This is a genomic window from Streptomyces sp. Act143 (assembly GCF_003143935.1).
In the GTDB taxonomy this organism is placed as follows: Bacteria; Actinomycetota; Actinomycetes; order Streptomycetales; family Streptomycetaceae; genus Streptomyces.
On the sequence record NZ_QFRX01000001.1, the window covers coordinates 5762994 to 5778462 of the forward strand.

General features: G+C 70.7%; 15 protein-coding genes. 5 read left to right on the forward strand and 10 right to left on the reverse strand.

From position 1 onward, the window contains the following. Nucleotides 1-38: 38 nt before the first annotated feature. Both DI272_RS26170 and DI272_RS26175 read left to right on the forward strand, forming a co-directional pair. On the forward strand, nucleotides 39-1013 hold the full coding sequence (locus DI272_RS26170) for an ABC transporter ATP-binding protein (RefSeq protein ID WP_109497707.1): 975 nt from the start codon (nucleotides 39-41) through the stop codon (nucleotides 1011-1013). Further along, nucleotides 1000-1917 (forward strand): ABC transporter permease, encoded by a 918-nt coding sequence (locus DI272_RS26175; RefSeq protein ID WP_109497708.1) that lies wholly within the window; start codon nucleotides 1000-1002, stop codon nucleotides 1915-1917. The genes DI272_RS26170 and DI272_RS26175 overlap by 14 nt, the downstream gene beginning before the upstream one ends. Here the strand turns inward: DI272_RS26175 and DI272_RS26180 are convergent. Together DI272_RS26180 and DI272_RS26185 are read right to left on the reverse strand one after the other, a co-directional pair. Beyond that, nucleotides 1907-2503, reverse strand: coding sequence for a flavodoxin family protein (locus DI272_RS26180; RefSeq protein WP_109497709.1), 597 nt, complete (start codon nucleotides 2501-2503; stop codon nucleotides 1907-1909). The genes DI272_RS26175 and DI272_RS26180 overlap by 11 nt on opposite strands. 107 nt (nucleotides 2504-2610) lie before the next feature. Next, entirely contained in the window at nucleotides 2611-3114 is a 504-nt protein-coding gene (locus DI272_RS26185; RefSeq protein ID WP_109497710.1) for a DUF6668 family protein, read from the reverse strand. A 217-nt stretch (nucleotides 3115-3331) separates the two neighbouring features. On the opposite strand from DI272_RS26185, the gene DI272_RS26190 reads away from it, so the two are divergent. Next, nucleotides 3332-4765 (forward strand): hypothetical protein, encoded by a 1434-nt coding sequence (locus tag DI272_RS26190; RefSeq protein ID WP_109497711.1) that lies wholly within the window; start codon nucleotides 3332-3334, stop codon nucleotides 4763-4765. Nucleotides 4766-4780: 15 nt separating this feature from the next. Here DI272_RS26190 and DI272_RS26195 read toward each other — a convergent pair whose 3' ends face one another. From DI272_RS26195 to DI272_RS26210, 4 genes are all read right to left on the reverse strand, one after another. Beyond that, nucleotides 4781-5731, reverse strand: coding sequence for a M28 family metallopeptidase (locus DI272_RS26195; protein ID WP_109497712.1), 951 nt, complete (start codon nucleotides 5729-5731; stop codon nucleotides 4781-4783). 154 nt (nucleotides 5732-5885) lie between these two features. Then, nucleotides 5886-6377 carry a VOC family protein gene (locus tag DI272_RS26200; RefSeq protein ID WP_109497713.1) on the reverse strand — a complete coding sequence of 164 codons (492 nt, stop codon included), beginning with the start codon at nucleotides 6375-6377 and terminating at the stop codon, nucleotides 5886-5888. A 272-nt stretch (nucleotides 6378-6649) separates the two neighbouring features. Next, nucleotides 6650-7588: an EamA family transporter RarD gene (gene rarD, locus DI272_RS26205; RefSeq protein WP_375138120.1), complete on the reverse strand. Its 939-nt coding sequence runs from the start codon at nucleotides 7586-7588 to the stop codon at nucleotides 6650-6652. A 179-nt stretch (nucleotides 7589-7767) separates the two neighbouring features. Continuing rightward, on the reverse strand, nucleotides 7768-8622 hold the full coding sequence (locus DI272_RS26210; RefSeq protein ID WP_109497715.1) for an SDR family oxidoreductase: 855 nt from the start codon (nucleotides 8620-8622) through the stop codon (nucleotides 7768-7770). A 92-nt stretch (nucleotides 8623-8714) separates the two neighbouring features. Between DI272_RS26210 and DI272_RS26215 the strand changes: the two genes are divergently transcribed. Further along, nucleotides 8715-9104, forward strand: a complete 390-nt coding sequence (locus DI272_RS26215; RefSeq protein ID WP_109497716.1) for a helix-turn-helix domain-containing protein — start codon at nucleotides 8715-8717, stop codon at nucleotides 9102-9104. 171 nt (nucleotides 9105-9275) lie between these two features. Continuing rightward, the gene (locus DI272_RS26220; protein WP_109501045.1) at nucleotides 9276-9533 is read left to right on the forward strand and encodes a hypothetical protein; all 258 of its coding nucleotides are present in this window, start codon (nucleotides 9276-9278) and stop codon (nucleotides 9531-9533) included. A gap of 63 nt (nucleotides 9534-9596) precedes the next feature. Here DI272_RS26220 and DI272_RS26225 read toward each other — a convergent pair whose 3' ends face one another. The 4 genes from DI272_RS26225 to DI272_RS26245 all read right to left on the reverse strand — a co-directional run bounded on the left by DI272_RS26225 (nucleotide 9597) and on the right by DI272_RS26245 (nucleotide 15349). Further along, the gene (locus DI272_RS26225) at nucleotides 9597-10676 is read right to left on the reverse strand and encodes a 2-oxoacid:ferredoxin oxidoreductase subunit beta (protein WP_109497717.1); all 1080 of its coding nucleotides are present in this window, start codon (nucleotides 10674-10676) and stop codon (nucleotides 9597-9599) included. Beyond that, nucleotides 10669-12597, reverse strand: coding sequence for a 2-oxoacid:acceptor oxidoreductase subunit alpha (locus DI272_RS26230; protein ID WP_109497718.1), 1929 nt, complete (start codon nucleotides 12595-12597; stop codon nucleotides 10669-10671). The genes DI272_RS26225 and DI272_RS26230 overlap by 8 nt, the downstream gene beginning before the upstream one ends. A gap of 276 nt (nucleotides 12598-12873) precedes the next feature. Beyond that, nucleotides 12874-13584, reverse strand: coding sequence for a response regulator transcription factor (locus DI272_RS26235; RefSeq protein WP_309221698.1), 711 nt, complete (start codon nucleotides 13582-13584; stop codon nucleotides 12874-12876). A gap of 427 nt (nucleotides 13585-14011) precedes the next feature. Continuing rightward, entirely contained in the window at nucleotides 14012-15349 is a 1338-nt protein-coding gene (locus tag DI272_RS26245; protein ID WP_109497720.1) for a sensor histidine kinase, read from the reverse strand. Nucleotides 15350-15469: the final 120 nt, after the last annotated feature.

The window sequence follows — 15469 nt, forward strand, 5'->3', positions numbered from 1 at the left end:
CCGTACGCGCACGTCTGCCGAGGGAATCGAGGGAGCCGATGGACCAACTGCCCGCCACGGAGCCGCATCCCGAGGGCGCGGGTGACAGCGTCATCCACACCCGCGCGCTCACCAAGCGCTACCGCGGCGGGCAGCTCGCCGTCGACGGTCTCGACCTGACCGTCCCGGCGGGCAGCGTCTTCGGCTTCCTCGGCCCCAACGGCTCCGGCAAGACCACCACCATCCGCATGCTGATGGGCCTCATCGAGCCCACGTCCGGCACGGCCCGCGTCCTGGGCCACCCGATGCCCCGCGCCACCCGCGCCGTACTGCCGCACGTCGGCGCCCTCATCGAGGGCCCGGCCCTCTACGGCTTCCTCTCCGGCCGCGACAACCTCCTCCGCTACGACGCCGCCGACCCGACCGCCGATCCGCGCACCCGGCACACCCGTGTCGCCACGGCCCTGGACCGGGTGGGCCTGTCGGCGGCGGCGGGCAAGAAGGCGAAGGCGTACTCGCTGGGCATGAAACAGCGCCTGGGCCTGGCGGCGGCCCTCCTGCAGCCCCGCAGACTCCTGGTCCTCGACGAGCCGACCAACGGCCTGGACCCCCAGGGCATGCGCGAGATCCGCTCCCTGGTCAGGGAGTTGGCCTCGGACGGCACGACCGTCTTCCTCTCCTCCCACCTGCTGGACGAGATCGAGCAGGTGTGCACGCATGCGGCGGTGATGGCGCAGGGGCGGCTGATCACTCAGGGCCCGGTGGCCGACCTGGCGGCGGGAGCGAGGGGGAGGCTGGTGGTGACGACGCCGGACACGGGGGAGGCGGCACGGGTGCTGAAGGAACAGGGGATCGGTGACGTCGTGGTGGCGGAGGACCGGGTGACCGCGGAACCCCCGGACGGCGAACTGGCGGATCTGAACGCGGCGTTGGTGACGGCGGGGGTGCGAGTCCGAGGGTTCGGCATGGAACGGGCCTCACTGGAGGACGCTTTCGTAGCCCTGACGGGGGAGGGCTTCGATGTCGCCGGCTGAGACAAGCGCCGCTCAGGGGCGCGGGGACCTGCACGACCGGCCCCCGCTCACCGCAAGCCGCCGTACGACCCTACGAGGCACCCTCTTCGGCAGTGAACTGCTGACGACCTTTCGCCGCTGGCGCACCCTCGCCCTGCTCGCCGTCCTCGCGGCCGTCCCCGTCCTCGTGGGCATCGCCATCAAGATCGAGACCAGCGACGGCGGCGCCGTGGGCCAAGGCCACGGCGGAGAAGGCCCCGCCTTCATCTCCCAGGTCACCAACAACGGCCTCTTCCTGGTGTTCACGGCGTTGGCCGCAACGCTGCCCTTCTTCCTCCCCATGGCCATCGGCGTGATCGCGGGCGACGCGATCGCCGGCGAGGCCAACGCCGGCACCCTGCGCTACCTCCTGGTCGCCCCGGCCGGCCGCACCCGCCTGCTGCTCACCAAGTACGCGACGGTGATGACGTTCTGCCTGGTGGCCACCCTGGTCGTGGCGATCTCGGCACTCGCCGTGGGCGCCCTGCTCTTCCCGCTCGGCGATCTGACGACCATCTCCGGCACACAGATCACCTTCGCCGAGGGGCTGGGCCGGGCCCTCCTCATCGCCCTGGTCGTCGCAGCGTCACTGATCGGTGTGGCGGCGCTGGGCCTCTTCGTCTCGACGCTCACCGGCAGCGGCATCGCGGCCATGGCGACGACCGTCGGCCTGCTCATCACGGTCCAGATCCTCGACCAGATCCCCCAACTGCACGCGCTCCAGCCGTACTTCTTCTCGCACTACTGGCTGTCCTTCGCCGACCTCATGCGCGAACCCGTCTACTGGGACGACCTGCAGAAGAACCTCGGCCTCCAGGTGCTGTACGCGGCGGTGTTCGGCTCGGCGGCGTGGGCGAGGTTCACGACGAAGGACGTCACGGCGTAGCCGGGACCTCCTCGTAGGGGAAGCGGGCGAGCGGCGCCTCCTGCGCGAAGAACGTCTTCGCGCGCGTCAGCGCCTCCGTGTCCCGCAGGACGTCGCCCGGCTTGCTGCCGTTGCCGAGCAGCACCCCGCCGAACCGCATCCCCATGTACGCCGCCGAGTTGTTGAGGGTGCCGACCAGCGGATCTGCGACCTCGAACTCCTCGTGGGCGAGCGCGGTGACGCCCCACAGGGTGCGCCCCGTCATCGTCGCCTTGAAGTCGACGCCGGGGGTGCGCAGCCAGCCCGACCAGTAGTCGAGGTAGCGCTTGGCCTGGCCGGAGAGCGAGTACCAGTACAGCGGCGACGCGATCACGATGTCGGTGGCGGCGATCGTGGCGTCGAAGAGCAGCCCCGTGGCCCCGTCGACCGGGCGCACGTGGTCGCTGTCGTGCCGCAGGTCCTCGAAATCGGGCAGCGGATGCTCCGCGAGGTCGATCCACCGCTGCTCGACGTCCTCGGGCAACTGCTCGGCGGCCCGGCGGGCCAGCAGCTCGGTGTTGCCGTCGGTGCGACTGCTGGCCAGGAGGAACAGGAAGCGGCGCGTCATGAGAGCTCCAGGCGGTAGTGGCGTACGCGGGTTACTTGCATCTGCATCATAAATGCATCCGCATCTTATGCGCGCGCAAGTAATTCTCCAAGGGGCGTCCGAGCGGCTCAGTGCGGTCGCCCGGCCGCGCCGGTCAGCCGGGCCAGTGGCGCCGTCTCCCGCGGCGGATGGCCGGACAGGTCGCCGAGGCGCCAGGCCGGGACCCACGGCACGCGGTACACGTCGATCACCGACTCGATGAGCTTGACGTGCCGGGCGAGCTGCTTGGGGAGCCGGCCCGGCGCGTCCGCGACCAGGACCACCGCGTCCAGGTCCAGCCCCTGAGGTGCCGCGCCGCGCCGGAAGACCTCCAGGGCGCGCAGTACGGCGGCGAGCCCGGCCGCGTGGGTGCGGGCCACCAGCAGCACCGACGGGGGATCGGCGGGGCCGGGCCAGTCCCGGCCGCAGTCGTGGCCGCCGTAGACGGATGAGAGAGTGGAGGTGCCGGCCCCGCCGTGGGTGCCGACCCAGGAGAAACGCCGTGCCGTGGCGGTGGCATGGGCGGGCTGCGGCGGCGGGTCCTGCGGTACGGCCACCGGCCCGCGGATCCAGATCTCCGGCCCCTGCTGCACGTACGGTCTCCTTCCCCGAGTCGTCCCCCCCGGCCGCCTGGGACGAGTCTGTGACGTCACGGTGACGTGAGTACCGGGAGCGAGCGGAGAGACTACTCAACAGTACGTGTACGACCGGCTCTTGACGCCGGGGAGCGGTTGGCCGATGGCCGGAGGGAGCACCATGGGACTCGAACACGCCGTCCGCCCACTCCCCGACGCACCGAGTGAGGGAACGATGTCGCGACTTGGCCGTGAGAAGAGGGAACAGCAGGATGCCGTGCTCGCGGCGGCGCCCCTCGATGTGCTGGTCGGACCGGGGGGTGCCACGGTCGGCGGGGTGCCGGTCGGCGCGGTGCCCGGCGAGGAGATCCAGCACACCGTCCTGAACCACCTGCACCGCATCGCCCTCGCCACCGGTCACCCGGTCCACGCCACGGTCCGCGACGAGCGCATCGGCTATGTCGTCGCCCTGCGGATCGAGCGGGACGGCTCCAGCCAGTTCACGGCCGAGCCGCGGCCCACGGCCCCGCCGGCGGGAGTGGGGCGGACGGCGTGGCCGACGGCGGCGGGACAGGAGGAGACGCATGCGGCTCCGGCGGCTCCGGTGGCCGCTTCGGCTCCTTTGGCTCCTCCCGCGCCCGCGGCTCCCGCGACGCCGGTGACCCCACCTGCCGCGCCCGCCCCCGCATCTACGCCCGCAGCCACGCCCGCATCCGCCCCCGGAACCGCCCCGGACGCCGCCGACGACCGGCCGCAGCGCGACAAACCCACCCACCTCCTCCGTGCCCCGTCCGAGCCCGCGACCTTCCTGCTGCGATCCGTCCCCGAGGCCGACCCTGAGGCCGCCCCCGAGACCGCCCCGGACGCCGCCGCCGAGGCGCCGGAGGCGCGCGACGCCGCGCCCACGTTCCGGCTGCGGGCCGTCCCGGAGTGGGTGGCGGACGCGGCGCCGGGCACGGTCGCACCCCCGACGGGACAGTTCGGCCCTCCGCCGGTGATGGACGCGCCGCGGACGGACGTACCCCCCACGGACTCACCCGCGGCACCCGCAGCACCCGCGGCCGATGTGTCCCGGAAGCCCGCCCTCGGCCTCGACGCGTCCGCACGGCTCGACGACCCCGACCCCAGGCCCACCCCGCCCCGCGGCTTCGACGCCGTGGCCGAGGCGGTGCTCGGGGACGATCCGGCGACCGCCTACGACGGGGGCGGTACCGCGATGCTCGCCGAGCCGATGGCCCGGATCAACGAGGCGGTCAAGGAGGGCCGGATAGCGGCGGCGGCCCAACTGGCCGAGCAGACCGTGGTGCAGGCCTCGGGCGCGCTGGGCGCGGAGCACCGGGAAGTGCTGCGCCTGCTCGAACTCACCGCCTACATCGCCTACTTGGCCGGAGACCCGGTGCGCGCCTTCGAGCTCTCCCTGGACCTGGCGCGGACCCGCCGCCGGGCCCGGGACGCGGAGGCCGCGTACGGCAACGTCCAGAGCGCGGCGACCGCCTGGCGTGCCGTACGCGACCCGGAGCTGGGCCTGCGCATGGGCGTGGACCTGATCGGGCTGTGGACCGAGCTGACCCACGAGGACGGTCCCGCGGCCGAGGACGTCGAGCAGCTGGAGTCCGCCCGCGCCCGCATGAACCGCCTCGCCGAACGCGCCCGCAGGCTCAGCCAGTAGGCCCGTGGACGCGGACTACGACGACAGGGCCCACACCGCGTACGCGATCGCGTCGCTGTTCCGGTTCAGCGCCGTGTCGTTGATGTTGGACGTGGTGTCGCAGGACGAGTGGTAGCTGCGGTCGAAGGCCTGTCCCGACGTACCGCCCCACTTGGCCGCCTGCGCCGCCGTCTTGATGTAGTCGGCGCCGCTGAACAGGCCGCCGACCGGCACGCCCGCGTTCTTGAAGGGGGCGTGGTCGGAGCGGCCGTCGCCCTCGGTCTCGATCTCGGTGGCGACGCCGAGGCCGGCGTAGTAGTCCTTGAAGGTCTTCTCGATCGCGGGATCGTCGTCGTAGACGAAGTAGCCGGGATTGGGCGAGCCGATCATGTCGAAGTTCAAGTAGCCGCTGATCTTGGCCCTGTTGGTCGAGGACAGGTTGTTGACGTAGTAGCGGGAGCCGACCAGGCCCAGCTCCTCCGCGCCCCACCAGGCGAACCTCAGGTGCTTGGCGGGCTGGTAGCCGGCCCGGGACACGGCGAGCGCGGTCTCCAGGACCGCGGCCGAGCCGGAGCCGTTGTCGTTGATGCCGGGCCCGGCGGTGACGCTGTCCAGGTGCGAGCCGGACATGACGACCTGGTTGGTGTCGCCTCCCGGCCAGTCCGCGATCAGGTTGTAGCCGGTGCGGCCGGAGGACGTGAACTGCTGGACGGTCGTGGTGTACCCGGCCGCGTCCAGCTTGGCCTTCACGTAGTCGAGCGAGGCCTTGTAGCCGGCGCGGCCGTGCGCACGGTTGCCGCCGTTGGCGGTGGCGATCGACTGGAGCTGGGTCAGGTGCGCCTTGACATTGGCGACGGGGATGTCCGGGGCGGCGGCCACCGCGGGCTGCGGGGCGGGGGCCGCCCCGGCTATGGATCCGCCGACCAGGAGAGTCGCGGCCGCGGTGACGGCGGTGGCCGTGGCGCGTCCGGGAATCGAGAGCTTCATCGTGGGGGGCTCCGAATTCCTCGGGAATCACAGGGATTCCACAGTGAATGGGGTGCCTGGATGGTGAAGCTGGGACTGACTGGCCGTCAAGAGCGGTATCAGGACAGGGTGTTCGTATACCGGGCGGCGGGTGGGTGTGCCGGGGCGGGGTGGCTCAGTGCACGCAGAACTCGTTCCCCTCCGGGTCCGCCATCACCACCCAGGCGCCCGAGGGCTCCTTCACCTCCCGCAGCACGCTCGCCCCGAGCCCCGTCAGCCGCTCGACCTCGGCCTCGCGCAGCCCGTCGCCCGGGTGGAGGTCGAGGTGCAGGCGGTTCTTCGCGGTCTTCTCCTCCGCCACGCGCTGGAACAGCAGCCGTCGGCCGAGACCGGTCCCGCTGTCCGCGTCGTAGGGGTCCTCGGGGTGTCGTACACCCAGCAGGTCGCGGAAGGCGAGCCGGCCGTGGAATTCGACGGTGGCCTCGCGCGGCAGCGCGCCGAACCCCAGAAGCCGTTGGATGAGGGCGTCGTTGTCCTCGATCGTGTAGTGCAGCGCGGCGGCCCAGAAGTCGGCCTGCGACTGCGGGTTCACGCAGTCGACGACGAGCTTCCAGTGCACGGGGGCGGGGGCGGGGATCGGCGCGGATGCGGGTGTTGTCTGCGACATGGGAACAGTTATAGCCGCGCAGTAGGTCAGGAGCAGTCCTAATAAACCTCGGCGCCGGGAGGGGAGCCGATCTGTCACGGGCAGGCGCGCGTGGGCGCTGCTCCTCGTCCGCTGCGGAACGATCTTCCCGGAGGACGCCGACATCGCCATGATGGCGGTCGCGATCCCGTCGATCCGATCGGATCCCGGCCTGGCCACGGACACCGCGAGCGGCTGCTGACGACGTCGACCCGGTTCGGCTCGGCGGTCGGGATCTCGGCGGTGACCGCCGTCTACGGCGTGGCGTCGACCGGGTCGGGTCCGGCGGCGACGCTGTCGGCCTTCCGCGCGGCGCTCGTGGTGCCGGTGGTGATGGTGACGCCGGGCCTGCTGACCTGTGCCCTCAGCCTGCGGGCCGAGCGCAGGGCGTCCCAGGTCAGCAGCGACAGCGCCAGCCAGACCAGCGCGAAGCCCGCCCAGCGCTCGGGCGGCATGTCCTCGCCGAAGTAGAGGACGCCGAGCAGGAACTGGAAGACCGGCGCCAGGTACTGGAGCAGACCGAGCGTGGACAGCGGCACCCGGATCGCGGCGGCGCCGAAGCAGATGAGGGGCAGCGCGGTGACCAGGCCGGTCCCGGCGAGCATGGCGGCGTGCCCCGGGCCCTCGGTGAGGATGGTGGCGTCGCCGCGCGAGGCCAGCCAGATCAGGTAACCGGCCGCGGGCAGGAACTGCATCGCGGTCTCGGCGGCCAGCGATTCCAGGCCGCCGAGGTTGACCTTCTTCTTCACCAGGCCGTAGGTGGCGAAGGAGAAGGCGAGGATCAGCGAGATCCACGGCGGACGCCCGTACCCGACGGTCAGGACGACCACGGCACCGGCGCCGACCCCGACCGCCGCCCACTGCACGGGCCGCAGCCGCTCCTTGAGGAGCAGCACGCCCATCGCGATGGTGACGAGCGGGTTGATGAAGTAGCCGAGCGAGGCCTCGACGACCCGGTCGTTGTTCACGGCCCAGATGTAGACGCCCCAGTTGACGGCGATGACGGCCGCCGCGACCGCGATCAGCGCGAGCCGCCGGGGCTGGCGCAGCAGTTCCCCGGCCCACGCCCAGCGGCGCAGGACGAGCAGGGCGAGGGCGACGACGAGCAGGGACCACACCATCCGGTGGGCCAGCACCTCGAACGGCCCGGCCGGCTTGAGCAGCGGGAAGTACAGGGGGAACAACCCCCACATCCCGTACGCCGCGAAGCCGTTCAGCAAACCTGTGCGTCGCTCACCGCTCGGCTTCCCGCTCACGGGCCCTCCTTCTCACATGTGTCGCCCGCATGAAGGTAACGCCGAGCACCCCCGCCTGTCATGCCCGTATCGCTATACGGTCATGACAGGCGGAGGTGGGGGGCCTGCGGGGGCGGTCAGCCCTTGAGTGCGGCAGCGATGGCGTCGGCGATCGGCGTCGTCGGCCGGCCGGTCAGCCGCGACAGGTCACCGGAGTCGACGACCAGCTCGCCCTTGGCTATGGAGGCGTCCACGCCGGCGAGGATCGCGGCGAACGGCTCGGGCAGCCCGGCACCGGTCAGGATGCCGACCAGGACCTCCCCGGGCACGGAGTTGTAGGCGATCTCCTTGCCGGTCTGCTTGCTGAGCTCGGCCGCGTACTCGGCGAAGCTCCAGGCGGTGTCACCGCCGAGCTCGTACGTCCGGTTCTCGTGCCCCTCGCCGGTGAGCACCGCGACCGCGGCGGCGGCGTAGTCGGCGCGCGAGGCGGAGGAGACGCGGCCCTCACCGGCGGCGGCGACCACGGCGTTGTGCTCCAGGACCGGGGCGAGCTGCTCGGTGTAGTTCTCGTGGTACCAGCCGTTGCGCAGCAGCACGTACGGCAGGCCGGAGGCGAGGAGCGTCTTCTCGGTGGCGCGGTGGTCGTCGGCGAGCGCGGCGCTGAGGGTGCCGGGGGCGCTGGTGTAGGCGAGCAGGGCGACGCCGGCGGCCTCGGCGGCGTCGATGACGACCTTGTGCTGGCCGGGGCGGTCGTTGCCGACCTCGCTGCCGGAGATCAGCAGCACCTTGTCGCCCGCCGCGAAGACGCCGTCGAACGTCTCCGGGGTGTTGTAGTCGGCGACGGCGATCTTCACGCCCTTCGCGGCGAGATCGGCGCCCTTCTCCGCGCTGCGCACGACCGCGGTGACCTGGTCGGCCGGGACCCTCTCCAGCAGCTGCTCGATGACGTGGCGGCCCAGGTGGCCGTTGGCTCCGGTGACGACGATGCTCATGATCTGCGTTCTCCTTGTGGGGTGCGGATAGCACTAACCCTAGAGACTGCGCTAACTGATGGAAAGTACCCACTTTGAAGTAAGGTACTGGCATGGCAGTAAGTAGCGCGGAGACGAACGCCGAGGCGATGTGCCCGTACCGCCTCGTCCTGGAGCACGTGACCAGCCGCTGGGGCGTGCTGATCCTCATCGAGCTGCTGGACCGCCCGCACCGCTTCAGCGAGCTGCGGCGGGCGATCGGCGGCTACGGCCGGGGCGTCAGCGAGAAGATGCTGACCCAGACCCTGCAGACCCTGGAACGCGACGGCCTGGTGCATCGGGATGCCAAGCCGGTGATCCCGCCGCGGGTGGACTACTCCCTGACCGAACTGGGCCGGGAGGCGGCGGAACAGGTGCGGGGGCTGGCGGTGTGGACGGAGAAGCGGATGGGGGACGTGGAGAAGGCGCGCGAGGCGTACGACGAGGTGAAGAGCCGCACCTGAACTCCGGGCGGGCGTCCTCGCGCGCGCCCCGGCCGCACGTGATCACGCTAACGAGTGGGCCTAAGAGAGGGCTCCGCGGGTCATCTATCAAGAGCCCGCGGCAAGTCCGCTCATGTGGTGGCGTGTCGTAGGCGAGTCGCGCATTACACCCCCCCAAAGGAGCACATCGTGGTGTTCGACGCCCCCCAAGCCCGCCTCATCTCCCGAAGACTGGGCTGGACTCCCCTCCAGAGAGGCAGCGCGACGGGTCAGACCTGCCCCGACGTCTTCGAACTGACCGACGGCAACTTCGCCGTCATCGGCACCGAGGCCACCGCCGAACTCGACCCCCACCTCCCCTCCGACGCAGCCCGCGCCGACGACGAGCGCATCGTCGTCATCACGCGCGAGACGCTGATCAGGGCCAAGCGGGACATCCCCGACGCCTGACACAGGAAAAGGGCCTGGGCGCGCGATCCGCACCCAGGCCCCGCCATGCATACCGCAGGACCGTCAGCCGACGACCGTCCAGGTGTCCCCACCCGCCAGCAGCGCCGCCAGATCCCCCTTGCCGTTCTGCTCGATCGCCGTGTCGAGCTGGTCGGCCATCTGGGTGTCGTACACCGGCCGGTCCACGGAACGGAGCACGCCGATCGGGGTGTGGTGCAGGGTGTCCGGGTCGGCGAGTCGGGAGAGGGCGAAAGCCGTGGTCGGCGAGGCCGCGTGGGCGTCGTGGACCAGGATGTCCGCCTCGTTCTCCGGCGTCACCGCCACCACCTTCAGATCACCGGTCAGACGGTCCCGTACGACCCCCTTCGCGCCGTCGGCGCCGAAGCGGATCGGCCGGCCGTGTTCGAGGCGGATCACCGCCTCCTCGGCCTGCTGCTTGTCCTTGAGGACATCGAAGGCGCCGTCGTTGAAGATGTTGCAGTTCTGGTAGATCTCGATCAGCGCGGTGCCGGGGTGGGCGGCGGCCTGCCGCAGGACCTCGGTGAGGTGCTTGCGGTCGGAGTCGACCGTGCGCGCCACGAACGAAGCCTCCGCGCCGATCGCCAGCGACACCGGGTTGAAGGGCGCGTCCAGCGAGCCCATGGGCGTCGACTTCGTGATCTTCCCGACCTCGGAGGTGGGGGAGTACTGGCCCTTGGTCAGGCCGTAGATCCGGTTGTTGAAGAGCAGGATCTTCAAGTTGACGTTGCGGCGCAGGGCGTGGATGAGGTGGTTGCCGCCGATCGACAGCGCGTCCCCGTCCCCCGTCACCACCCACACGCTCAAGTCCCGCCTGCTGGTGGCCAGTCCGGTGGCGATCGCGGGCGCGCGGCCGTGGATGGAGTGCATGCCGTACGTGTTCATGTAGTACGGGAAGCGGGAGGAGCAGCCGATGCCCGAGACGAAGACGATGTTCTCCTTGGCCAGGCCGAGTTCGGGCATGAAGCCCTGCACCGCCGCCAGGATCGCGTAGTCACCGCAACCGGGGCACCAGCGCACCTCCTGGTCGGACTTGAAGTCCTTCATCGCCTGGCGCCCCTCGGCCTTGGGGACGAGGGAAAGCGCCTCGATCGTGCCCGTGCCTTCCGTGGACGTCTCAGCCATCGATGGCCTCCTTGAGAGCCGTGGCGAGCTGTTCGGCCTTGAACGGCATACCGTTGACCTGGTTGTACGAGTGCGCGTCGACCAGGTACTTCGCCCGGATCAGCGTGGCGAGCTGCCCGAGGTTCATCTCGGGGATCACCACCTTGTCGTAACGCCGCAGAACCGTGCCGAGATTCCGCGGGAACGGGTTGAGGTGGCGCAGATGCGCCTGCGCGACGGACTCCCCGGCCGCCCGCAGCCGGCGCACGGCGGCGGTGATCGGGCCGTACGTCGACCCCCAGCCGAGCACCAGGGTGCGCGCCTCGTGCGGGTCGTCGACCTCGACATCGGGTACGTCGATGCCGTCGATCTTGGCCTGCCGGGTGCGGACCATGAAGTCGTGGTTGGCGGGGTCGTAGGAGATGTTGCCCGTGCCGTCCTGCTTCTCGATGCCGCCGATGCGGTGTTCCAGGCCGGGCGTTCCGGGGACGGCCCAGGGGCGGGCGAGGGTCTGCGGGTCGCGCTTGTACGGCCAGAAGACCTCGCTGCCGTCCTCCAGGGTGTGGTTCGGCCCCTGCGCGAACTGCACGGTGAGGTCGGGGAGTTCGTCCAGCTCCGGGATGCGCCACGGTTCGCTGCCGTTGGCGAGGTAGCCGTCGGAGAGCAGCATCACCGGGGTGCGGTAGGCGAGCGCGATGCGGGCGGCTTCCAGGGCGGCGTCGAAGCAGTCGGCCGGGGTGCGGGGCGCGACCACCGGGACCGGGGCCTCGCCGTTGCGGCCGAACATGGCCTGGAGCAGGTCCGCCTGCTCGGTCTTGGTCGGCAGCCCGGTGGACGGACCGCCGCGCTGGATGTCGATGACGAGCAGCGGCAGTTCCAGGGAGACCGCCAGGCCGATGGTCTCGCTCTTGAGCGCCACACCCGGGCCGCTCGTCGTCGTCACCGCCAGCGAGCCGCCGAAAGCCGCGCCCAGCGCCGCGCCGATGCCCGCGATCTCGTCCTCCGCCTGGAAGGTGCGGACACCGAAGTTCTTGTGCTTGCTCAGCTCGTGCAGGATGTCGGACGCCGGGGTGATCGGGTACGACCCCAGGAACAGCGGCAGGTCCGCCTGGCGGGACGCGGTGACCAGTCCGTAGGACAGGGCGAGGTTGCCCAAGATGTTGCGGTAGGTGCCGACCGGGAAGGCGGTGGCGGCCGGGGCGACCTCGTAGGAGACCGCGAAGTCCTCGGTCGTCTCGCCGAAGTTCCAGCCCGCCCGGAAGGCCGCGAGGTTCGCCTTCATGATCTCGGGCTTCTTGGCGAACTTCGAGGCCAGGAACTTCTCGGTGCCCTCGGTCGGCCGGTGGTACATCCACGACAGGAGGCCGAGCGCGAACATGTTCTTGCTGCGCTCGGCCTCTTTGCGGGACAGGTCGAATTCCTTGAGTGCCTCCACCGTGAGTGTCGTCAGCGGCACCGGGTGGAGGCTGTACCCGTCGAGCGACCCGTCCTCCAGCGGTGAGGTCTGGTACCCGACCTTCTGCATCGCCCGTTTGGTGAACTCGTCCGTGTTGACGATGATCTCGGCGCCGCGTGGCAGATCGCCGATGTTCGCCCTGAGGGCGGCCGGGTTCATCGCGACGAGGACGTTCGGCGCGTCGCCCGGGGTGAGGATGTCGTGGTCGGCGAAGTGCAGCTGGAAGGACGAGACACCCGGCAGGGTTCCGGCAGGGGCCCGGATCTCGGCGGGGAAATTGGGGAGAGTGGACAGATCGTTGCCGAAGGAGGCCGTTTCGGAGGTGAAGCGGTCGCCGGTGAGCTGCATGCCGTCGCCTGAGTCCCCCGCGAAGCGGATGATCACCCGGTCCAGGCGACGGACGTCCTTGGCCCCTGCTGCTTTGCGCTGCTCTCCCACGACGGCTTCGTCGGCCTGCTCCGCTGCGCTACTGACCTGACTGGTCACTGAACTGGACCTCCCTCGAGGCGGCTGTCCGGGACAGGCCTTCCCGCAGGCCTTCCCTGGATCAACCCTACGTCCGTAAGGGTCGCCTTCCTGTGGCCAATCGCATGATGGACGCGATTTTGAGACGCCCTGTCGCCCTGACTTGTCATGGTTTGCTCGCCCCCCGGCGCTTCCCTACAAGACGCGTAGTGCTCCCGTTCGGTTCTGTGCCTCGCCGCCGGCCGTGCTCGATGCCGACGGCGACCGCACCCGTATGGCTGACACGGTGTCAGGTGGTCAGGAGTTCAGGTAGGTGAGGACCGCCAGAACACGGCGGTGATCCCCGTCACTCGGGGACAGCCCCAGCTTCAGGAAGATGTTGCTGACGTGCTTCTCGACGGCCCCGTCGCTCACCACCAACTGCCGGGCGATCGCCGAGTTCGTCCGCCCCTCGGCCATCAGCCCCAGCACCTCACGCTCCCGCGGGGTGAGTCCCGCGAGCACGTCCTGCTTGCGGCTGCGCCCCAGCAACTGCGCGACGACCTCCGGGTCCAGCGCCGTACCCCCCTCGGCGACCCGCACCACCGCGTCCACGAACTCACGTACCTCGGCTACCCGGTCCTTGAGCAGATAGCCGACGCCACGGCTGGACCCGGCGAGAAGTTCGGTGGCGTACCGCTCCTCGACGTACTGCGACAGCACGAGCACACCGAGTCCCGGGTGCGCCTTGCGCAGCTGTACGGCCGCCCGGACCCCTTCGTCGGTATGGGTGGGAGGCATCCGCACATCCGCCACGACCACATCCGGCAGCTCGCCCTGAGCGTCGAGCTCGGTGATGGTCTTGACCAGCGCCTCCCCGTCCCCCACACCGGCGACGACATCGTGCCCGCGGTCGGTCAGCAGCCGGGTCAGCCCCTCCCTGAGCAGCACTGAATCCTCGGCGATGACCACCCGCACCCTGTCCTCCACGATCCTCGGCCCCCCAGAGCCCAACTCCGCACCCGCCATCCCGACGGGCAAAGTCCAGCATTCCAGCATTCACGCGGACCTGCGGCGTGGCAATGGGATTCATCGCGGATGGAGGGGGAGAAGGCGGGGGCGGGTGGGGGAGGGCGGGGAGCGAGTGGGGGTGGTGAGGGAGGGCGGGTCTGGGGGGGTGGAGGGCTGGGATTTAGGGGTTGAGGTCTGGGGGCTGGTGGTGAGGGTGGGCTAGGGGCTGTGGCTGGTGGTGACGGTGGGGCCTAGGGGCTGGCTATGCGGGTGAGCTGGGGGCTGGTGGTGACGGTGGGGCCAGGGGGCGGAGCCCTCTGGGTGCGGCGGGGTCGAAGGGGCGGCAGCCCCTGGGGATGGGAACGGGTAAGGGCGGCGGGGGCGAAACCTTCGACGCGAACCCCCACCACCCGTCACCTTCAGACCCGCCACCCCAGCCCACCCCTCAAACCCGCTCCCCCCGCCAAGGCAACTCCGCGGTGACCCGCGTAGGCCCCCCCACCGGCGAATCCACCACCAAGATCCCGTCCACCGCGTCCAGCCGCTCGGCCAACCCCGCCAGCCCCGACCCGCCGGAGGCACTCGCGCCACCCACCCCGTTGTCCACCACCTGCAGCATCAGCCGGTTCTCCACCCGCCACACATCCACCCCGGCCCACGTGGCCCGCGCATGCTTGCTGATGTTCTGCAGCAGCTCCGACACCGTGAAGTACGCGATCCCCTCGATCGCCGGCGCAGGCCGCTCCACCAGATCCACCTCCACCTGCACCGGCACCGTGCACCGCGAGGCGACCGCGGACAGCGCCGCGTCGAGCCCCCGATCCGTGAGCACCGCCGGATGAATCCCCCGCGCCAGATCCCGCAGCTCCTGCAACGCCGTCTTCACCTCACCGTGCGCCTCGTCCACCATCCGAGCCGCCGCCTCCGGATCCTCCACGAGCTTCTCCTTCGCCAGCCCCAGATCCATCGCCAACGCGACCAGCCGCGCCTGCGCCCCGTCGTGCAGATCCCGCTCGATGCGCCGCAGATCCGCCGCCGCCGTGTCCACCACGACGCCCCGGTCGGACTCCAGCTCCACCACCCGCGTCGCCAACCGCGTCGGCCCGAGCAGCCCGTGCACCAACACCCGGTCGACCTGGGTCAGCGCCCGCACGATCCACGGCGTGGCCAGCGTGAACAACAGCCCCACCAACGCCGTCACGCCGATCTCGAAGGGGTTGTCGAGATAGATGTGATGCGTCTCGTCGCCGTACAACTGAAGCCCGTCCTGACCGGCGTACGCGGGGAAGACCCAGAACCACAGCGGATACGTCAGCAGCGCCCACCCGTACGCCCAGAAGTTCACGGCGACCACGAAGGAGAACACCGACCACGGCAACTGGATCACCGAGTACAGCAGCGCCCGCCACGAGGCACCGCTCTTCAGCACCGCCCCCATCCAGGCCAGGAACCCGTGCCCCCGCATCCGCAACGGCTCCGGATCGGCGACCTCGAGCCCCAGCATCCCGCGCGCCCGCGCCCGCTCCATCGCCCCGAACCCCCGGCACCCGGCGAGCCCCGCCGCCAGGACCGGAATCCCGAGGAAGGTCACCAGCAGCCCGGCACCGATCGAGACCATCGTCACGGCGTACGTGAACAGCAGGATGCTGACCGGCAGGCTCAGCAGTACGTATCCGAACTCCCGCCAGGTGCGCCCCTCGAACGGCGCCCGCAGCCCGGCCGGCAGCCGACGCCGCCGCGGCTCCTCCAGGAACCCGTAGCTCTGTCCGTAATCCGTGGCCATCGGCGTCGTCCTTCTCTCGTCCCGCGCCTGGGTGTCGTACCGGTCGCCCCTCGTACCTCCACCCTCCTGGACCGCAGGTCAGCACACCATGGAGGCCGTCGGCGTCTTGGAAGGGGGGTT